The sequence below is a fragment of the Streptomyces sp. NPDC037389 genome, from assembly GCF_040636475.1.
GTDB lineage: Bacteria > Actinomycetota > Actinomycetes > Streptomycetales > Streptomycetaceae > Streptomyces > Streptomyces hesseae.
Genome location: NZ_JBEZUS010000008.1, coordinates 106,538 through 126,433, shown reverse-complemented (window position 1 = coordinate 126,433; position 19,896 = coordinate 106,538). Strand labels below are relative to the sequence as shown.

The 19,896-nt window shown below is 72.0% G+C and carries 17 protein-coding genes and 1 pseudogene; 13 read left to right on the top strand and 5 right to left on the bottom strand.

Going from position 1 to position 19,896, the window contains the following annotated elements:
• Position 1: 1 nt before the first annotated feature.
• Complete coding sequence (locus AB0E98_RS19290; RefSeq protein ID WP_361703922.1) at positions 2–3,676, bottom strand: ATP-binding protein; 3,675 nt, start codon at positions 3,674–3,676, stop codon at positions 2–4.
• 321 nt (positions 3,677–3,997) lie between these two features.
• On the opposite strand from AB0E98_RS19290, the gene AB0E98_RS19285 reads away from it, so the two are divergent.
• Entirely contained in the window at positions 3,998–4,609 is a 612-nt protein-coding gene (locus tag AB0E98_RS19285; RefSeq protein ID WP_361703919.1) for a hypothetical protein, read from the top strand.
• A gap of 52 nt (positions 4,610–4,661) precedes the next feature.
• Entirely contained in the window at positions 4,662–5,417 is a 756-nt protein-coding gene (locus AB0E98_RS19280) for a hypothetical protein (RefSeq protein ID WP_361703917.1), read from the top strand.
• Here AB0E98_RS19280 and AB0E98_RS19275 read toward each other — a convergent pair.
• Positions 5,395–6,717 carry a cytochrome P450 gene (locus AB0E98_RS19275; protein ID WP_361703915.1) on the bottom strand — a complete coding sequence of 441 codons (1,323 nt, stop codon included), beginning with the start codon at positions 6,715–6,717 and terminating at the stop codon, positions 5,395–5,397. The genes AB0E98_RS19280 and AB0E98_RS19275 overlap by 23 nt on opposite strands.
• Positions 6,718–6,899: 182 nt before the next feature.
• Here AB0E98_RS19275 and egtA point away from each other — a divergent pair, with 182 nt between their 5' ends.
• The 9 genes from egtA to AB0E98_RS19230 all read left to right on the top strand — a co-directional run bounded on the left by egtA (position 6,900) and on the right by AB0E98_RS19230 (position 17,215).
• A complete protein-coding gene (egtA, locus tag AB0E98_RS19270; RefSeq protein WP_361703912.1) occupies positions 6,900–8,183 on the top strand; it encodes an ergothioneine biosynthesis glutamate--cysteine ligase EgtA in 1,284 nt (427 codons plus the stop codon).
• Positions 8,126–9,511 carry an ergothioneine biosynthesis protein EgtB gene (egtB, locus tag AB0E98_RS19265; protein WP_361703910.1) on the top strand — a complete coding sequence of 462 codons (1,386 nt, stop codon included), beginning with the start codon at positions 8,126–8,128 and terminating at the stop codon, positions 9,509–9,511. Before egtA ends, egtB begins: the two co-directional genes overlap by 58 nt.
• The gene (egtC, locus tag AB0E98_RS19260) at positions 9,511–10,311 is read left to right on the top strand and encodes an ergothioneine biosynthesis protein EgtC (RefSeq protein WP_361703907.1); all 801 of its coding nucleotides are present in this window, start codon (positions 9,511–9,513) and stop codon (positions 10,309–10,311) included. The genes egtB and egtC overlap by 1 nt, the downstream gene beginning before the upstream one ends.
• Positions 10,308–11,270, top strand: coding sequence for an L-histidine N(alpha)-methyltransferase (gene egtD, locus AB0E98_RS19255; RefSeq protein WP_361703905.1), 963 nt, complete (start codon positions 10,308–10,310; stop codon positions 11,268–11,270). The genes egtC and egtD overlap by 4 nt, the downstream gene beginning before the upstream one ends.
• Before the next feature lie 121 nt (positions 11,271–11,391).
• Positions 11,392–13,350 carry a serine/threonine-protein kinase gene (locus AB0E98_RS19250; protein WP_361703902.1) on the top strand — a complete coding sequence of 653 codons (1,959 nt, stop codon included), beginning with the start codon at positions 11,392–11,394 and terminating at the stop codon, positions 13,348–13,350.
• Between the two features lie 52 nt (positions 13,351–13,402).
• Entirely contained in the window at positions 13,403–15,508 is a 2,106-nt protein-coding gene (locus tag AB0E98_RS19245; protein WP_361703900.1) for a serine/threonine-protein kinase, read from the top strand.
• A gap of 91 nt (positions 15,509–15,599) precedes the next feature.
• Positions 15,600–16,049, top strand: a complete 450-nt coding sequence (locus AB0E98_RS19240) for a universal stress protein (protein ID WP_361704502.1) — start codon at positions 15,600–15,602, stop codon at positions 16,047–16,049.
• 89 nt (positions 16,050–16,138) lie between these two features.
• Positions 16,139–16,624 (top strand): SgcJ/EcaC family oxidoreductase, encoded by a 486-nt coding sequence (locus AB0E98_RS19235; protein WP_361703898.1) that lies wholly within the window; start codon positions 16,139–16,141, stop codon positions 16,622–16,624.
• A gap of 15 nt (positions 16,625–16,639) precedes the next feature.
• Positions 16,640–17,215: an isochorismatase family cysteine hydrolase gene (locus AB0E98_RS19230; RefSeq protein ID WP_361703896.1), complete on the top strand. Its 576-nt coding sequence runs from the start codon at positions 16,640–16,642 to the stop codon at positions 17,213–17,215.
• A 4-nt stretch (positions 17,216–17,219) separates the two neighbouring features.
• Here the strand turns inward: AB0E98_RS19230 and AB0E98_RS19225 are convergent, their stop codons facing one another.
• Positions 17,220–18,005, bottom strand: coding sequence for an SDR family NAD(P)-dependent oxidoreductase (locus tag AB0E98_RS19225; protein WP_361703893.1), 786 nt, complete (start codon positions 18,003–18,005; stop codon positions 17,220–17,222).
• Between the two features lie 118 nt (positions 18,006–18,123).
• On the opposite strand from AB0E98_RS19225, the pseudogene AB0E98_RS19220 reads away from it, so the two are divergent.
• A pseudogene (locus tag AB0E98_RS19220) lies at positions 18,124–18,315 on the top strand (helix-turn-helix domain-containing protein); the annotation flags it as partial.
• Between the two features lie 120 nt (positions 18,316–18,435).
• Here the strand turns inward: AB0E98_RS19220 and AB0E98_RS19215 are convergent.
• On the bottom strand, positions 18,436–18,621 hold the full coding sequence (locus AB0E98_RS19215) for a hypothetical protein (protein ID WP_361704533.1): 186 nt from the start codon (positions 18,619–18,621) through the stop codon (positions 18,436–18,438).
• Positions 18,622–18,696: 75 nt separating this feature from the next.
• Between AB0E98_RS19215 and AB0E98_RS19210 the strand changes: the two genes are divergently transcribed.
• Positions 18,697–18,909, top strand: a complete 213-nt coding sequence (locus AB0E98_RS19210) for a dodecin (protein WP_361703890.1) — start codon at positions 18,697–18,699, stop codon at positions 18,907–18,909.
• 21 nt (positions 18,910–18,930) lie between these two features.
• On the opposite strand, the gene AB0E98_RS19205 is transcribed toward AB0E98_RS19210, so the two are convergent.
• Complete coding sequence (locus AB0E98_RS19205; protein ID WP_361703887.1) at positions 18,931–19,842, bottom strand: squalene/phytoene synthase family protein; 912 nt, start codon at positions 19,840–19,842, stop codon at positions 18,931–18,933.
• Positions 19,843–19,896 lie beyond the last annotated feature (54 nt).

The following is a 19,896-nucleotide window of genomic DNA, read 5'->3' as shown; positions in this document are numbered from 1 at the left end:
CTCAGCGCTCCCGCTTCTCGTCCTTCGTCTTCTCCCCGAGCCCGTGCGGAACCGCGTCGGGGGCCGCGAACCGATTACCGGTGCCCACTTCCGCCTGACGGGCCCGGCCGGTGGCGGTCGCGTCCCGGAGCACGTGTACGGTGACTCCCTCCCGCCCGTCGATGTCCAGGGCTTTCGCTTCCGTGACATAGGCCTCGATGCTCACCTCGTCCCCGGGACCGCCGGTGCGGCGCGGGCCTCCCCCGATGTCCGGGCGCTCCTCCCGGAGCGTGGTGCGCAGGGTCTTTTCGTCCGCCGCCGTCACGCGTACGTGGAGCGTCTTCTCTCTGTCGGCCATGTCGACTCCTTTGCGTTGCAAGGAGAACGTGCTGCTCGAAGGGGTCCGGGATCTGACCGTCATGTCCTCCCAGAAGCCCCGTAGCTCTTTGCATGTCATGCCCTGCCAGGGCGCTCGCTTGCGTCGCACCCAGGACAGGGGGTTCGCGTAGCTCAGCCGGCGGTACGGGCGCAGGAGCGCCTGCTGCTGCCGGCAGAACGTCTCGCGCACTTCCGCTCTCGGCAGGGACCCCATGGCGGGGTAGGGGCACAGCTCGAAGGGACAGTCGCGCAGACAGGCGCTGCCCGGTGGCGCGTTCTCTGCCATGCCGACGGTCCGCCTGGGGTCCAGGGGGCGGCGGTCCTTGGTGAGGCAGGGCGGCAGTACGGGCCTGTTCGCGCGCTTGAGGCGTACTTCCAGCTCGTCGACGTTCTCCCCGTCCCTCTCCGTGAGGTTGAGAAGGAGGATGACGTCGGCGAGCAGCTGCTGGGCGCGTGGGTGGAGGGTGGACCATCCCACCGATGGCGGAATCCAGAGGTTGTGCTTGCGGTAGGCGCCGGGTTCGGCGGGCGAGGAGCCGATGTTGCCGACCGTCCCCATCTCGTCGATCCAGACGAACCGCTCGGGGTGACCGCTCTGGAGGGCGAGCACCGCCAGGTTCGCCGCTTCGGCCACGAAGGGATGCAGCCGGTCTCCCCCGGGGGGCCGGTCGTCGTCCTGGTCCCGGCCGTGCGTGTCCCGTTTGGTGCCCGCCATCTCGAGCCAGCGCCGCACCGCCTGGACCGGATCGGCTTTCGTCCGCGAGTGGATACGGCCGGGCGTCCGGGGTCCGCTCCTTGTCGTGCTGTCCGGGAGTTCCCACAGGCACAGCGCCTGGATCAGTATCAGCTGTGCGATCCAGGAGCGGGCATGGGCGAGCATGTCCTCCGCCTGCGCGATGAGGAATTCCCGGGCCTCCTTGTTCACGTGCGGGTGCAACCTGCGGCGGTTGGCGGCGCTCTTGAAGCCCTGCGCCAGGGCGATCTCCAGGGAGAGCGGCAGATCCGCGTGATGGGAGTGGGTGTGCTCCGGCTCCAGATGGCCGAGCCAGAGCCGGACCCTTTCCTTCGCCTGGCTTCTGTGCGCTTCGCCGACGGATTCGGCCATCAGGGGCACCAGCCAGGCCCGCATGACGAACTTCCGCCAGATCTCGGCCCGGCGCTCGGCACTGTTCTTCTCGCACTTCGCGTACTGCTCGCGGACCTGGTCGTTGCCGGTCATCTGCCGGAGATAGAACTCCCGGGTCCGGTGTTCCGTGTACGACTCGTCCCGGGTCGCTCTCTCGTACTGCACCCAGGGGTCGTCGTCCCGGGACATCTCCTCCTTGGGCGGCAGGGGGAACATGATGCGAAGGGCGTCGAAGGCCGGGTCGCCCCCCGCGCCCACCTCCTGTGCGATGGCGAGTCTGACGGGGTACGAGGGCTCGACGGTGGCCATGGAGAACAAGGAACCGTAGCCCTTTCGGACCCGGTCGGCGATGTCGTCGCCGGGCCCGGAATCGGCGACCGCCCTCAGAGCCTCGCCGAACCGGTGCACCAGTGTGAGCTTCGCCCCCGCGATGGTCCTCGGATCGCCCGCCCTGATCCACTTCCAGCGCCGGAGGACGGACCGCGCGATGGCCTGGAGATCGGCTCCTCTGCCGATCTGATCGATTTCGAGTGCGGCGGCGTACATCTCCAGCGCCTTGGGATCCGTGCGCTCTTCGGCCGCACGGAGAAGCCGCCGGACGACGCCCCTCCAGTCGACGGCTCCCCACCGGGGGTCACTCCGGTCCGCTCGGGACCTGAGGACGAGGCCGATGAGCAGTTCCCGGCCCGGCCCCGGCTCTTCGAGCGCCTTGGCGAAGAGCTCACAGCGGAAGACGTCGAAATAGCCGGAACCGAGATACGCCTGGATGATGCTGTGCGGGAAGCGGACCCGGTTGCCGTGCGCCTCCACCAGACCGAGCTGTTCGGCCTGGGTGGCACACAGGGCCAGGAGCACCCGGCACCGATGCAGATCCGTCTTCACGGGGCAACGTCCCCGCAGCCTCTCCGAGAGCCGCTCCCAGACTCCCGGGAATCTCGATTCCGCGTCGCCGTGGTCCGTCCCGATCAGTTCGTCGAACCTGACCTCCAGCCGGTCCTGGAGCAGTCCTATCCCGGCCAGTGCGGAAATGACCTCGATGGTGGTCTCACGGTCCTCGGAGGACAGCGCGACATTGCCCCGGACATGCCCTGATCTCAGGGCGCTCCGCCAGGTCTCCAGCAGTTGCAACCGCAAGCCCGCCCGGTCGGAGTCGCGGGTGTCCAGTTTCTCCGAGCGCTTGGCTCCGCCCAGGTGGTCGAGCAGATGGCTGTCCCGTAGCTGTCGTGCGATCTGGAGGTACAGGGGGGATTCCGCCACGCACGCCGTTTCGACGATCCAGTCCAGCCGGTGGTCGTCCGGGTCGTCACTGTCCTTCTCCAGGTATTCCAGCGCCGCCTCCTCGCTGAGCGGTTCCAGATCGATGATCGCCGCCTGTGTGTTCTCCAGTGGCGAGTGGGGTCTGGAGGCGATGACCAGGGGGAGTCTCTGGCGCCGCGCCCGCTCGATCGCATGGCGGATCCGGATGTCCCGCTCCTTCTGTTCCTCCCCTTCGGCGAAGGTCTCCTCAAGGCCGTCGGCGAGGATCACCACCTTGTCGTCGATGCACAGTTGCCGCCACACCCGTTCGCTCTGGTGGCTGGACAGCACACCGCGGTCCACCAGCTCGGCGAAGCGCTTCATGCCCATCTCGCGGAAGTCCAGCCGTGCCCCGTCCAGTTCGGCGTCCCGCAGCCGTACCGGCACAGGGGTGACTCCCTTCCTGGCCAGCAGCTGGGTGAGCTGGACGAGCACCGACGTCTTTCCCGCCCCCACACCGCCTACCAGCAGGTAGGGCCGTCTGGTGCGCCGGTCGTGCAGTGCCCGCGCGATGATGAGGCACACCTCTTTCCGCCCGACCACATCCGCCATCGTCGGGCCGGCCGTCGGTACGAGCCGACGGGGCTCCTTCTTGGCCGCCCTGTTCAGCGGTCTCCGAACCGACCAGTACTGTCCGAGCAGAAAGATGCCGGTCGCGAGCCCGAGGCTCAGGAACGGCGCGAGGAAGCCGTACACCACCGTGCAGCCGTTGCTTCCACCCTGATCGCAGAATCCCTGCACGGGGGACTTGCTGTGGGTGAACATCCCGTACAGGCCTTCGGCGACCCAGCCCAGGAGGACCAGGGTGGCGATGTAGGACAGCCGCTGCAGGAGCATCGCGGTCGACGGCTTGGCCCACCAGCGCCGGGCCGGGGCCACCAGGCTGCGGGCGGCCATGCGGACGCGCAGTCTTCGGACGAACCGTTCGACGGCACAGACACTACGGAGGAGCCAGCGCCGGACACGGACCAGCGGCGGTCGAGTCGGCGGCGATACTTTTCCCTTGGGATGTCTGATGGCGTAGTTCATGGTGTCCCAGCCCTTGCTGATGGGCCCTGAACCGTCCGTCCCCTCCATCGTGCGCTGGGCCTCCGCCACTGTCGAACGCTGCCGAACGCCGGGTGTCACGGAAGCCGGGCCACCCCCACGCTCACCCGATCGGAGTAATTCCGCCGGACAGGTGGAAAACAGGGCCACCGCCCCCGCAAGATCCACGTCGTGAATGCATGGCGCCGAGCGGGACGGACCGGATGCGCGACCTTGGTGGTCGCCTTCGCGACGGTGGGGGCCGGGGTGCTCCCGGAGCCGCCCGACGCGGTGGGGCCCGCGAGCGGGATCGTCGTCACCGACGAGCTCGTCGAATCCCGCACCGCCGAAACCTTCGTGCACGCCGGGCCCGGCTGTCTGATCGCCCGTGCGGAAGGGACGCTCGGCGTGTCGTTCGCCGCGCTCTGCCCGGCGGCCCCGGCACCCGCACCGCCACCGCCCCCTCCCCCGTCGCCGTCCCCGACGCCCGACCCCCCGCTCCCGCTGAAGGCCGCGCCCGCGCCCCCGGCCGCGCCGCTCGCCTCCCCCGAGCCGCCGCCGGGCAAGGAGCCCCCGCCGCCGACGCCCGCTCCCCCGGCCCGGCCCGAGCCCGCGCCCACCCCGCCGCCACCGGCTCCCGCGCCCACGCCGCACATCGCGCGGCGGCCCTACCACCAGGCCGTCGCCAAGCCGGCCCAGAACGGGGCCTCGCTCGTCACGCTCACGCTGGTGATCACCGCCCCCGCCGTGCTCGCCGCCGCCCTGCTGCGTCCGCGCGGCAGCGGTGGCGGGGGCGGCAGCTGACCACCCGGTTCCAGGATCCGCCCCGCCGACCTACCCTCCTTGGAGGTATCCCTTGTCCGAGTGGCTGGTTCTGGCCCTCGCCATGGCCGCCGCGTGCGCGGTCGTCCTGTCCATCACCGTCCTCCGGCAGCGCCGGATCAGCGTGAACGACAACCCGCACGAGACCCCCGATGTCATCGAGTACATGACCATGATGGTCGGGGTGGTCTATGCCATCGTGCTCGGCCTGGCCATCGCCGGTGTCTGGGAGGCGCGCAACGGCGCGCAGGACACCGCCCGGGCCGAGGCCCAGGCCCTCCACGAGGTGAGCGAACGGGTCCAGGCCTACGCCCCGACCGAGCGCGAGCAGGTGCGCGCGGACGTGAACTCCTATGTGAGCTACACGGTCAAGAAGGAATGGCCGTCGATGCTCAAGACGGGCGAGCTCACCGACAAGGGCGCCGAGCTGCTCGACAAGGTGCGCGCCGACCTCACCTCGTACCAGCCGCGCGACGACCACGAGGGCCAGTCGTACCAGCCGCTGCTCGACCAGATCGGCGCGGCCGACGCGGCGCGCAACACGCGGGCGGCCAACGCCGGGCCGGCGATGCCGGGCGTGGTCTGGTTCGGGCTGATCGCGGGGGCGCTGGTGGCGGTGGGGCTGATCTTCACGCTCCAGATCCGGCGGTCGCCGCGCGAGCTGCTGCTCGCCGGGCTCTACAGCGCGCTGATCGCCTTCCTCCTCTTCCTCATCTGGGACTTCAACTCCCCCTTCGGCCATCACGTGGCCGACACGGCGGGCCCGTTCAGCGATCTGTTCTCCATCTGACGGGCAGGTGCTTGAGGCCGTTCTGGAAGTTGGACGTCAGCCGGACCGGTTCGCCCGCCCGTTCGAGGCCGGGCAGCCGGTCCAGCGTCGCCCGCAGCATGGCCCGGATCTGGGTGCGGGCGAGGTGGGCGCCCAGGCAGAAGTGCGGGCCGAAGCCGAAGCTGACGTGGTCGTTGGGGGTGCGGGTGATGTCGAAGCGGTCGGGGTCGGGGAAGACGCGCTCGTCGCGGTTGGCGGAGGCGTGGTAGACGACGACCTTCTCGCCGCGCCGGATCCGCTGCCCGCCGAGCTCGGTGTCGCGGGCGGCGGTGCGCCGGATGTCCAGCACGGGCGGCCAGTGGCGCAGCACCTCCTCGACGGCGGAGTCGGTCAGCTCGGGCCGGCGGCGTAACGCCTCGTACTGCCCGGGGTGGTCGAGGAGCGAGTGGAGGCCGCCGGGGATGCCGTTGCGGAGCGTTTCGTTCCCGGCGACGGCCAGGAGGAAGAACATCGTTTCGAACTCGTCGCCGGTGAGCCCGCCCTCGCGCATCCGGGCCATGACGCTGCCGGGCCGGGGCGCGTCGGCGAGCGCGTGGGCGTAGTGGAACATGTCGGTGAGCGCCTCGGGCGAGCGCGGGTTCAGCGGGGTGCCGTCGGGCCTGACGAGCGTGGCGGGCCGGTGGGCGAGGGCGGCCCGGCCGAGGGGGCTGAGGGCGTCCGGGTCGGCGGTGCTGGAACCGGCGTGGTCGGCGTCCTGGTAGCCGATCACCCGGTTGGACCAGTCGTAGAGCAGCCGCCGGTCCTCCTCGGGGACGCCCAGGATGTGGGCGAGGGTCCAGATCGGCAGGTCGGCGGCGAGCTCCACGTAGTCGGCCTCGCCCCGGTCGGCGGCTTCCTCGACGAGGGCGCGGGCCCGGGCCTCGATGGCGGTCTCCAGCTCCCGGGTGGCGCGCGGGGTGAAGGCGGCGGCGACGATACGGCGCAGCCGGACGTGGGCGGGCGGGTCCTGGTTGAGCATCATGGCCCGGACGAAGGCGAGGTCGCCCTCGGTGTCCGGGTCGCGGATCTGGGTGGCGCCGAGGTGCGAGGAGAAGGTCCCGGTGTCGCGCAGGACCTGTTTGACGTCGGCGTGCCGGAAGACCGCCCAGTAGCCGGGGCCCGCCGGCCACGGTCCGACGGCCGTCTCGGGCACCCGGCAGACGGGGGCGTGGTCGCGCAGCTCCCGGAAGAGGGCGTAGGGGACGCCGCGGGCGTAGGTCGCCGGGTCGAACACGGCGGCCGGGCCGGCGGGTGCCCCGGGGTGCGTCTGATGTGCGCTCACGGGCCGGACCGTACGTCGTCGGCTGGCGGGCCCGTCAAGGGGCCAACAGAATTGTCCGGATGCTCCTGGCTCCCACGCACCCCGGTCGTACCCCGGAATGACCGGTTCGGGGCTAGGTTCCCCGCGCGTCGACTGGTGCCGCCGGATTGGGGGTACTGAGGAACGGACGGGAGGTAGAGAGCGTGACTGACTGCTTTGCTGACAGGGAAGGCCTCACCCGGCCGGTCGGTGAATCGGAAGCCGACGCGTATGTGCGCGGCATCTCGTTCAAGACCGGACCACCTCGCCTTCTCGGTGTCGAACTGGAATGGCTCGTCCACGATCTGCACGATCCCACCCGCCCCGTCGCCGCCCACCGGCTGGCGGAGGCCGCCGACCGGGTGGGCGCACTGCCGCTGAGGTCGCTGTTCACGGTAGAACCCGGCGGCCAGCTGGAGTTCAGCTCCCAGCCCGCGGAGTCCCTCGCCGCCTGTGTGACGGACGTATCCGCCGATCTCTCCCTCGCCCGCGCGGAGCTCCGCACGCTGGGCCTGACCCTGGCCGGGTACGGCAAGGAGCCGTGGTACGAGCCCCCGAGGGTCCGCAGCACCCCTCGCTACAACGCGATGGAGGTGTACTACGACCGCATCAACGGCGCCGGGCGCAATGTGATGTGCCGCACGGCGTCGGTGCAGGTCTGTGTGGACGCCGGGTACGAGGGGCCGGGGCCGCTGGGGTATCTGCGGCGCTGGCGGCTCGCCCATCTGCTGGGCGCGGTGCTGTCGGCGGCGTTCGCCAACTCGCCGCTGGCGCACGGCCGTCCCAGTGGCTGGCGGTCGACCCGGCAGGCCTGCTACGCGCGGATGGACCCGGGGCGCACGCTGGCCCCGCCGGACTGGCACGACCCGCGGGCGGCCTGGGCGGCGTACGCGCTGGACGCGAAGGTGATGTTCGTACGGACCGAGGACGAGCCGTGGGCCGTGCAGCGGGCGCTGCCGCTGCGGCAGTGGACGCGCACCGGCTCGCCCCGGCAGGTCACGGCCGACGATGTGGCGTACCACCTGACCACGTTGTTCCCGCCGATAAGGCCGCGGGGTCATCTGGAGCTGCGGATGATCGACGCGCAGCCGGGCGAGGACGGCTGGGTGGTGCCGCTGGCGGTGACGGCGGCGCTGTTCGACGATCCGTCGGCGGCGGAGACCGCCTACCGGGCGGTCAAGGGGCTGGCCGACGTCCCGGGCCGGCAGCCTCCGCCGAGGAACGCGCTGTGGCGGCGGGCGGCCCGGCACGGGCTGGCCGACCCCGAGCTCCACGCGGCGGCGGTCGTGTGTTTCGCCGCCGCGCGGGAGGCGTTGCCCCGGCTGGGGGCGCCGCCCCGGGTGCTGGACGCCGTCGAGGAGTTCACCGGACGGTATGTGGAGCGGGGCCGATGTCCCGCCGACGACCTGCTGGATCTGGTCGGGGCGCGGCAGGGGGGCGGGTCGTGAGGCCCGCCCCCGGATCCGGCCCGGCCGCCCTGCGGGAGCGCGCCGCGAGTGCCCTGCTCGCCGCCCGCGCGCGCACCCGCACGCTGACGACCTGTGTGGACGAGCGTGAGCTCGTCGCCCAGCACTCCCCGCTGATGTCCCCGCTGGTGTGGGATCTCGCCCACATCGGCAATCAGGAGGAGCTGTGGCTGTTGCGCGCCGTGGCCGGGCAGGAGGCGCTGCGCCCCGAACTCGACCCGGTGTACGACGCCTTCGAGCATCCGCGGGCCGAGCGGCCGTCGCTGCCGCTGCTGCCCCCGCGCGAGGCGCACGCCTACGCGGCCGATGTGCGCGGCCGGGTGCTGGACGTGCTGGAGCGGACGCCCATGGAGGGCGGGGGGCCGCTGCTCGCGGACGACTTCGCCTTCGGCATGATCGCTCAGCATGAGCAGCAGCACGACGAGACGATGCTCATCACGCATCAGCTGCGGGCCGGCCCGGCGGCGCTGACGGCGCCCGAGCCGCCGGAGGCCGCGCCGGACGCGGCCCTGTTGCCGGCGGAAGTGCTGGTGGAGGGCGGCCCGTTCACCATGGGAACGTCCACGGAGCCCTGGGCGCTGGACAACGAACGCCCGGCCCATCCCCGGCTGGTGGCGTCGTTCTTCATCGACACGCTGCCGGTGAGCAACGGCGCGTACACGCGTTTTATCGAGGACGGCGGTTACTCGGACCCGCGCTGGTGGCGTCCGGAGGGCTGGGAGCAGGTGCGCCGCCATTCCCTTTCCGCCCCGCTGTTCTGGCGGCGCGAGGGCGGCGCGTGGGTGCGGCGGCGGTTCGGGGTGACCGAGCCCGTGCCGCCCGACGAGCCGGTGCTGCACGTGAGCTGGTACGAGGCCGCGGCCTACGCGGAGTGGGCCGGGCGGCGGCTGCCCACGGAGGTCGAGTGGGAGAAGGCCGCCCGCCACGACCCGGCCTCGGGGCGCTCCCGGCGCTATCCGTGGGGCGATGACGATCCCACCCCCGAGCACGCCAACCTCGGCCAGCGCCATCTGCGTCCGGCGCCGGTGGGCGCCTACGCGCGGGGCGCGTCCCCGCTGGGGGTGCGGCAGCTGATGGGGGACGTCTGGGAGTGGACGGCGAGCGACTTCCTGCCCTATCCGGGGTTCCGGGCGTTCCCGTACCGCGAGTACTCCGAGGTGTTCTTCGGCGACGGCCACAAGGTCCTGCGCGGTGGTTCCTTCGCCGTCGACCCGGTGGCCTGCCGGGGGACGTTCCGCAACTGGGACCTGCCCGTCCGCCGGCAGATCTTCTCCGGTTTCCGTACGGCGCGCGACGCGGAACCCGTCTGATGTGCCGCCACATCGCGGTCCTGGGCCCCGACGCCCCGCTCGCCGAAAGCCTGGCCGATCCGCCGTACTCGCTGGTCCGCCAGTCGTGGGCGCCGCGTCACCAGCGCAACGGGACCGTCAACGCGGACGGCTTCGGCGTGGGCTGGTACGCGCCGGGCGACCCGCTGCCCGCGCGCTACCGGAGGCCCGGGCCCATCTGGGGCGACGAGTCGTTCGCCGACATAGCCCGGGTGGTACGGACCCGGGCGCTGCTCGCCGCCGTGCGCGACGCGACGCGTCCGGGCGGGGACGGGGAGGCCGCCGCGGCGCCCTTCGCGGGCGGCCCCTGGCTGTTCAGCCACAACGGGGCCGTCGCCGGCTGGCCGGACACGGCGGAGACGCTGGTCCCCCTGCTGCCGCCGGGCGCGCTGCTGCGCCTCGTCGCCCGCTGCGACTCGGCGTTCGTCTGGGCGCTGGTGGAGCACCGGCTGCTGGGCGGCGAACCGCTGGGCCGGGCGCTGGCCGGGACCGTCACGGCCCTGGCGCGGGCCGCTCCCGGGTCGCGGCTCAATCTGCTGCTCACGGACGGCGCTTCGATCGCCGCCACGGCGTGGGGCGATTCGCTCTGGTACCGCGCCGGGCCCGGTGAGCGCACGGTCGTGGCCTCCGAGCCGTACGACGACGCCCCGGGCTGGACCGAGGTCCCCGACCGGTCGCTGCTGACGGCCGATCGCAGCGGCGTGTCCGTCTCTTCTCTCACCCCACCCACATCACGCAACGCACGCTTCCCGGATTCCCCGCGCAAGGAGCCCGTTCAGTGAGCCCGTTCGTCCTCACCCGTACCCTCCCCCTCGACGCGACGGCCGCCGCGCTGCGCGCGGACGTCTCCGAGGGCCTGACCCGCTCGCCGAAGGAGCTCCCTCCGAAGTGGTTCTACGACGCCCGGGGCAGTGAGCTGTTCGACGAGATCACCCTGCTGCCGGAGTACTACCCGACCCGTGCCGAGCGCGAGATCCTCATCGCCCGCTCCGAGGAGATCGCCGCCGCGACGGGGGCCCGTACGCTCGTCGAGCTCGGTTCGGGCTCCTCGGACAAGACCCGGCACCTCCTCGACGAACTGTCGTCGCTGGAGGTGTACGTCCCCGTCGACGTCAGCGAGTCCGCCCTGACCGGGGCCGCGGAGACGCTGCTGGCCGGGCATCCGTCGCTGACGGTGCACGCGCTGGTCGCCGACTTCCAGTACGGGCTCACGCTGCCGGACACTCCGGGGCCGCGGCTGGTCGCGTTCCTCGGCGGCACGATCGGCAATCTGCTGCCGCCCGAGCGGGCGGTGTTCCTCGCGGGCCTCCGCGCGGGGCTCGCCGAGGGCGACGCGCTGCTGCTGGGCACCGACCTGGTCAAGGACGAGAACGTGCTGGTGCCCGCCTACGACGACGCGCGCGGGGTGACCGCCGCGTTCAACAAGAACGTCCTCGCCGTCATCAACCGCGAGCTCGAAGCCGACTTCGACCCCGACGACTTCGACCACGTGGCGCTGTGGGACGCGCGGCGGGAGTGGATCGAGATGCGGCTGCGTGCCCGCGGCCCGGTGGTGGCGAAGATCCAGGCGCTGGACCTGGCGGTCACCTTCGAGCCGGGCGAGGAGCTGCGGACGGAGGTGTCGGCGAAGTTCCGTCAGGAGGGCGTGCGAAGGGAGCTGGCGGCGGCCGGCCTTGAGCTCACCCACTGGTGGACGGACCGGGCGGGACGCTTCGCCCTGTCACTCGCGGTACCGGTGTGATGGTCAGGGGCTGTGGCCGCCGGTGCCGGTGAGATCACCATCTCATCGCACCGGCACGCCGGGTCATGGTTCAATTCCGTGCGTGAAACCGCCCGTAGCCCCCCGCAGATTCGAGTAGCGCATGGTCGAGCCGCTGCGCCCCGGCGACCCCCGGCGTATTGGCCCGTACCGGCTGGAGGGCCGGCTGGGCGCGGGCGGCATGGGGCAGGTGTTCCTCGGCGCGTCACCGTCGGGCCGGAAGGTCGCGGTGAAGCTGATCCTGCCGGAGCTGGCCGCCGCCCCGCAGTTCCGGGCCCGTTTCAAGCGTGAGGTCGACGCGGCGCGCCAGGTCGGCGGCTTCCACACCGCCCAGGTCGTCGACGCCGACCCGGACGCGGCGTCGCCATGGCTGGTCACCGCGTTCATCCCCGGCCCCACCCTGCAACGGACCGTCACCGAACGTGGCCCGCTCGCCCCCGACGTCGTGCTCCGCCTCGGCGCCGGGCTCGCCGAGGGGCTCGCAGCCATCCACCGCTGCGGCCTCGTCCACCGCGACCTCAAACCCGGCAACGTCATCATGGCCGACGACGGCCCCCGCATCATCGACTTCGGCGTGGCCCACACCCCGGGCGACACGATGACCCGCACGGGCTCGGTCATCGGCACCTACGCCTATATGTCGCCGGAACAGATACGCGCCGAGACCGTCTCCCCCACCAGTGACGTGTTCGCGCTCGGCTCGGTCCTGGCCTTCGCCGCCACCGGGCGCAGCCCCTTCGACGCGACGTCCGTGCCGGCCATCGTCCACCGGGTCACCAGCGGAGAGCCCGTGCTGGACGGCCTGTCGGGCGAGCTGTACGAGCTGGTGGCCGCCTGCCTGGCCAAGGAGCCGGGCGACCGCCCGTCCACGGCGGACGTCCTCAGGCGGCTGTCGGTCACCGGCGGCTCACCCGGCACCGCGTCCGTCGTCCCCACCAAGCCGTTGCCCCGGCGCACCCTGCTGTTCGGAGGGGCGGCCGCCGCGACGGTGACGGTCGCCGGGGCCGCGTATCTCCTCTGGCCGGAGTCCGGCGCGAAGGCCTCGGCGAAGAACCGCCCGGCCGCCGCCCCGGCACCCGCCGCCCGGGACTTCACCAAGCCCGTCGCGAGCCTCACCGGCCACACCAGGGACATCGGCTGCCTCGTCTTCGGCCCGGACGGCAGGACCCTGGTCAGCGGCGGCTTCGACAAGACCGCGCGGCTGTGGGACGCCGTCACCGGCCGTGCGATCACGACGTTCAAGGGCCACACCGAGTGGGTCATGTCGCTGGCCTACAGCCGGGACGGCCGGACGCTGTTCACCGGAAGCTTCGACAAGACGCTGCGGCGCTGGGACGTACGCACGGGCGCGCCGCTGGACGTCGTCACTACATATGACGGCGAGTTCGACAGCGTCAACTGCCTGGCGCTCAGCCCGGACGGCGCGACGCTCGCCGTGGGCGTGGGCAGCCGGGTCGAGCTCGTGAAGCCGGACACGGGCCGCTCCTTCGCCACTCTCACCGGGCACACCGGCAGCATGGACCACATCGCGTTCAGCCCGGACGGCAAGACCGTCGCCACGGTGGCCGCCGACACCGGCAAGTACGGCACGGTCCGGCTCTGGGACGCCGGCACCGGACGCCCCACCGCGACGCTCACCTCCGATGTGGAGAAGAACTTCTCGACGACGGTGTTCAGCCCGGACGGGAAGACGGTCGCGGGTGCCGGACCCGGCGTCCGGCTCTGGGATGTAGCCACCGGACGCCCTACCGCGACGCTCACCGACGCCCACTCGTACATCCGCTCGGCGGCGTACCGCCCGGGCAAGGCGGTGATCGCGGGTGCCGGTTCCTCGCGCAAGGCCGACGTCGCGGACGGCACCGGCAAGGCCGTCAGTCTCTGGGACCTGTCCACCGGGCGCGTCGCCTCGACCCTGACAGGCACCGCGCCGCAGTCCAAGTACGACCCCTCGATCTCGGTACTGGCGTTCAGCCCGGACGGCGCGACCCTGGCGGCCGCCGTCAACATGACCTTCGGGCGTGACGAGTCCGCCCACACGATCCAGCTCTGGAAGCTTCCCTAGCTCACCGGTTTCCCGGCTCCCCGCCGAAGCCCCCTTCTCACGGACGGTACTCATGGACGCGTTGTGGCCCGACGACCCCCAGTGGGTCGGCCCCTATCGGCTGGAGGGCCGGCTGGGCGCGGGCGGCATGGGGCAGGTCTTCCTCGGTACGTCGCCGGGCGGCCGGAAGGTCGCGGTGAAGCTGATCCGCGCGGAACTGGCGGACTCCCCGCAGTTCCGGACCCGTTTCAAGCGCGAGGTCGACGCGGCACGCCAGGTCGGCGGCTTCCACACCGCCCAGGTCGTCGACGCCGACCCGGACGCCGCGTCGCCGTGGCTGGTGACCGCCTTCGTCCCGGGGCCCACCCTGCAAGAAGTGGTCGCCGAGGGAGGCCCGCTCGACCCGGACGCCGTGCTCCGCCTCGGCGCCGGGCTCGCCGAGGGACTCACCGCCATCCACCGCTGCGGCCTCGTCCACCGCGACCTCAAACCCGGCAACGTCATCCTCGCCGACGACGGGCCCCGCATCATCGACTTCGGAATCGCCCGTGCGGTGGACGCCAGTTCGCTGACGGCGACCGGCACGGTCATCGGTACGTACGCCTATATGTCGCCGGAGCAGATACGCGCCGACCGGGCCGGTCCGCCCAGCGACGTGTTCGCGCTGGGCTCGGTCCTGGCCTTCGCCGCCGCCGGCCGCAGCCCCTTCGACGCGCCCACCCTCCTGGCCGTCGTCCAGCGGATCCTGGACGACCCGCCGGAGCTCGGCGCCCTCGACGGCGAGCTCCGCCGCATCCTGACGGACTGCCTCGCCAAGGATCCCGCCGAACGGCCGCCCGTGGCCGGGCTCCCGGCCCGCTTCGCGGGTGCCTCCGCGGGCTCCGCAGGTGAAGCGGCCGCGCGCCCGGAGCGGACCGTGGTCCTGACCCCGGCGGAACGGGCGCGTGCCGTGCCGGCTCCCGAGCCGACGCGCCCCCTGCCCATGCCCCTGCCCCAGGCCGGGCAGGCGGCGGTGGCGGCGGTGGCCGGGGCGAGCGCCGGAGCGCCTCCGCACGCCGTAGCCGGAGCACCCCCGTACCCCGCCGCGCCTCCGGCCGCCGCCCCGCCCGCATCCGTGCCGGGCGCGGGCAAGGCGACGCGCAAGGTGTCGCGGCGCGGCATCCTCATCGGCACCTTCGGCGTCGCCGCCGTGGCCGCGTCGGCGGCCGTCCCCGCCTACTTGCTCGGAAAGGACAAGGAGCCGGACGCCCCGTCCAACGACCCGGGGCGGGGCGCGACGCGGAGTCCGGGGGCGGACGGCACCACCTTCGAGGGTGCCGTGAATGTGCGCGCGATCGCCTTCACACCGGACGGCGGAACGCTGCTCGCCTCCAGCGGCGACGGCAAGATCTGGCACTGGGACCTGTCCGCCAGGCGCGGCACGACCACGCTCGTCAGCACCGCCGAGTTCATCCAGGCCAACGCGTTCAGCCGGGACGGCAAGGTCCTGTTCATAGCGGACAAGAACAAGGTCCTGGCCTGGGACGTGGCCACGGGACGCGCCGTCGGTACCTTCACCGCCGCCACGGACTACAAGGACCAGGAGGGCCACATCTCCTCCATGAGCCAGAGCCCGGACGGCAGGACACTGGCCGCGAGCACCCAGAAGGGCCTGTACGTATGGGACGTGGCCTCCGGCCGTGGCCTCGCCGTCCACGAGGACGTGAAGGGCGGGCCGGCGGCCTTCAGCCCGGACGGCAAGCTGCTGGCCGGCGGAAACCCCGTCCAGCTGCGGCGGATGCCGGACGATCAGGCCCTGCTCACCATCGACGACAGCGCGGGATCGAGCAGGGCGGTGTTCAGCCCGGACGGCCAGATCCTGGCCATGACGGACACGCCCACCTCCATCCGGCTGTGGAACACCGCGTCCCGCCGGGACGTCATCACCCTCAAGGGCCACGAAGCCATCATCCAGACGCTGGTGTTCCACCCGGCGGGCCGGATGCTGGCCAGCGGCGACATGAAGGGCAAGCTCATTCTGTGGGACACGACCTCGGGGACGGCCACCGCCACCTATGACGCCCGCAGCTGGGTCGAAGCGGTGGCGTTCAGCCCGGACGGAAAGAGTCTCGCAGCGGGGCTGTTCGGCGGATCCAGCCCTTCCGGCAACGACACCGTCCGTATCTGGCCGGTGTCCTGAGCACGCCCGCGCGGCACGGTATTAGCCTGCTTGTGTGAGCGAAAACGTGAGCGAGGGCACCGACGGTACGAACGAGGGGCGGAGCGCCCCCCTGCCGGCCGGTTTCGAGCGCGGCACCGACGGCCCCAAGGTCATCGTCGTCGGTGTCGACGGCTCCGACACCTCCTGGCGCGCGGCCGCCTACGCGGCGGGCCTCGCCCGCCGGCAGAACGCCCTGCTGGCCGTCGTCTACGTCCAGCCCCTCCTCGTGGGCGGCGCCGCCCTGGGCGCCCCGGTGGCCGAGACGACCGAGCGGGTCGCCGAGGAGCTGCTGGCCGAGATCCGCGAGACGACCGAGCGGCTGCGCGGCGTCCACGAGGTCCGCTGGCAGTTCCACACCTTCCGCGGCGACCCCTACACCGGGCTGGTGGAGACGGCCGACCAGCTGAAGGCGGACGCGGTGGTCGTCGGGGCGTCGGAACAGGCGGGCCATCGCTTCGTCGGCTCGGTGGCGGTCCGTCTGGTGAAGGCGGGGCGGTGGCCGGTGACGGTGGTGCCGTAAGCACCATCCCGATGTGCCGGATCGGCGGTGCCGGGTGAGGCTGATGTGACACCCCCACTCGATCACCGACACCACACGGGAGGCGCCCCATGGGGCGACACACGTACACCGCCGGAGCCGCCGTCACCACCGTCGCCGTCCTGTTCGCCGGAACGGGCGCGGCGCAGGCGAGCGGCCGCCAGCCCGAGCGACCCACCGAGCGGCAGATCAGGGAATTGTTCGACCGGTGGAACGCCGCCCTGGCGACCCTCGACGCGAACCGCGTCGCCGACCTCTACGCCCCGGACGCCGTACTGCTGCCGACCGTCTCCGCCGAGATCCGCAAGACCCGGGCGGCGAGAGTCGACTACTTCAGGCACTTCCTGGAGAACAAGCCCGTCGGCAGGATCCAGGAGCGGGTCATCAATATCCTGAACCGCACCAGTGCCATCGACACGGGCCTCTACGAGTTCACGCTGACCGACAAGCACGGCCACAGGTCCAAGGTCGACGCGCGCTACACCTTCGTCTACAAGCTGCGCGGCGGCAGGTGGCTCATCATCAACCACCACTCCTCGAAGGTCCCCATGGACTGACGCTAGGGTCGGATGATGAACAGCGCCCTTCTCGTGATGGACGTCCAACGGGCCATCGTGGACATAGCCGATGACGGCTCCGGATATCTGCCACGCGTGCGCAGGGCGATCGACGGGGCCCGGGCGGCGGACATCCCCGTGATCTACGTGGTCATCGCCCTGCGTCCCGGCTTTCCGGAAGTCGGCACGCGCAACAGGCCCCTCGCCGCCATCGCCCGGGCCGGCCTCTTCGTCGAGGGCGCCCCGGGCACCGAGATCCACCCCGAGGTCGCGCCCCTGCCGGGCGACGTGGTGGTCACCAAGCGACGGGCGAGCGCGTTCTCGGGCAGCGACCTCGACGTGGTGCTGAGGGCACGCGGCATCGACAGCCTCGTGCTCACCGGCATCGCCACCAGCGCCGTGGTGCTGTCCACCCTGTGCCAGGCGAACGACCAGGACTTCGGCCTCACCGTCCTCTCCGACGCCTGCCTGGACACCGATCCGGAGCTGCACCGGGTCCTCACCGAGCGGCTGTTCCCGCAGTGGGCGGATGTCGTCACCGTCGACGACTGGCTCAAGACGCTCAAGACGCTCGAGACGCCGGGCGCGTAGCCGGTCACACGGTCTTGACCGCGCCCCCGTCGAGGGCGTGGTCGGCCCCGTGGATGCCGGCGGCCAGCGGGGAGGCCAGGTAGGCCACCAGGGCGCCGACGTGGCCGGGGTCGACGAAGGCGCCGGTGGTCGCGCCCATCTCGGCGGGGATCTCCCGCAGCAGCCGCTCCAGCGTGATCCCGCGGGCGGCCGCCAGCTTGGCGCCGAAGCCGTCGGGCCCGGCCCACTGCTCGGTGAGGACCGCGCCGGGCGAGACGGTGTTGACGCGCACGCCGCGCGGCCCGTACTCCTCCGCCAGCCCCTTGCCGAAGGTGTTCACCGCGCCCTTGGCGCAGGCGTACGGCAGCGGCGCCGTGTGAGGGAGGCGGCCGCTCATGGAGGACACGTTGACGATGGCGCCCCGGCGCTCCAGGAGGCTGGGCAGGGCGGCACGGGTGGTGCGGACCATGCTGAAGAAGTTCAGCTCGAACATGTCCGCCCACTGCTCGTCCGTGGACTCCAGGAACGTGGCGGGGTGCTCCTTGTCACCACCGCCGCCGAGGTTGTTGACGAGCAGGTCGATCCCGCCGAGCTCGGCCAGGGCCCGCTCGACGAACGACGCGGGGCCTTCGGGCGAGGCGAGGTCGACGGGCACGGCGATCGCGCCGCTGTCCCTCAGCCCCTCGGTGACGCCGCGCGCGCCGGCCACCACCCGTACGCCCTCGGCGAGGAGGGCCTTGGTGACGGCCAGGCCGATGCCGCGGCTCGCGCCGGTCACCACGGCGGTCGTTCCGGTCAGCTGAAGATCCACGGGAGGGCTCCGTTCGGGAGTGGGGGGTACGCGGCGGATTCCCGCACAGTTCGATCGTACGCAAGATTTCGTACAATCAAAATTGGCTCGGTACGAAATCTCTCGTACAATCGCTTCCATGGTCAGCTACCATCCCGACCTCGACCGGGTACCGGTCGAAGACGTCCTGGCCGCCCTCGGCAACCCCGTACGGCTGGTCATCGTCCGCGAGCTCGCGACCTCCACCCAGCCGCGCACCTGCGGCAGCCTGCCCGTGTCCGTCACCAAGGCCACCGCCACCCACCACTGGCGCGTCCTGCGGGAATCGGGCATCACGCGCGAGCGCCGCGAAGGGCGGACCAAGGTCGTGGAGCTGCGCCGCGCGGAGCTCCACGAGCGTTTCCCGGGCCTGCTCGACACGGTCCTGGCCGCACCCCCGCCGCGCGGGCCGTCAGAAGGCGCTCACCCCGGTGAGCTCGCGGGAGAGCTCCCACAGCCGTGACGCCGCCCCGGGGTCGACGGCCCAGGGCTTGACCCCGCCGACGAGCATGTCGTCGGGGGTCCCGGCCCTGCGGGCGGGGCCGAAGCGCCCTTCCAGGTCAAGGCGCGGCTCCCCCGCGCCGGAGGCACGTTCCAAGGCCCGTTCCGGGGCCCGTTCCTCCGATGGCCCACCCGCTTCGCGCCCGCCCCGACGCTGAGGCACGGTGGGGGCATGGGCAACCACACCTACCGGGTGACCGAGATCGTCGGCTCCTCACCGGAGAGCGTGGACGCGGCGATCCGCAACGGAATCAGCCGCGCCGCGCAGACTCTCCGCGAACTCGACTGGTTCGAGCTGACCGAGGTACGCGGGCACCTCGAGAATGGCGCGATCGCGCACTACCAGGTCGGGCTGAAGGTGGGCTTCCGGCTGGAGGACACCTGAGGCACCGGCCCCCGGCCCTCGTCAGCGACCGCGCCGCCGGTACTCGCGGATCAGGACGCCCAGAGCCGCGCGCGGAGACGGGCCGGCCGATTCGTGCAAGAGTCGGCCGCCCTTCGCCAGTGCCGCGTCGTTCGTGAGGACCTCCAGCGCGACGAAGGCCCGGACGAAGGCACGGTGGGCGGGCGGCGCCAGTTCCGGCAACGAACGGCTGGCGAGCAGGTCGCGACGGCTCTGTTCGAGGAGGTCCCGGAGCAGGGCGCGGCAGTGCGGGGTGTCCCGCTTCCGTTCGAGATCGGAGCGGGAGACCTCGTACCGCGTCAGGGTCTCCTCGGGAAGGGTGAGCCGGCCGTCCCCGAGGTCCTCGGCGAGGTCGTTGACGAAGTCCAGACGCTGACTGCCGTCGATGTAGGAGCGGCACAGCGCACGGCTGTCCTCGGCGTCGGCGTCGGGCGAGAGGACGAGGCACGCCACGAGCATGAAGGCCGGAAGCGAGTACGCGTCGACGTACCGCTGATAGCCCGCCTCATCAGCGAAACCACTGAAGTCCCTGTCCATCGGCGCCCCGGCGAGAAACCGCTCGACATGCTCGCGCAGGCCGGGGTGGACGGAGGCGGTGTGCAGCAGCGGGCGGAGCACGGGGTGAGCACTGTCACCGACAGCCAGCCCGTCGCGCACCTCCTTCTCCCAGACCGTGAACCGGTCATCGCCGCCCGACGGATCGGCGGAACTCCCCTCGGCGACGAGATCGGTGTGATGCATGAACGCCGTGGCCGCGATGACTTGCGGAACGAGCTCCGGGGGCAACAGCAGCCGTACGGCGATGTAGGCGTTCCGCTTGTAGCCCGACACGAGTTGCCGCTGCCGGGTGTAGTCGGCACGCAGACGTGGGTCGTGGATGCCTGCGGTGGTGAGCGTCCTGCCCCACGTGTGCATGCTGATCGCTCTCTCCGGGAAACGGCGATGACAGCCGAGCCTAGCCCCCTCGCC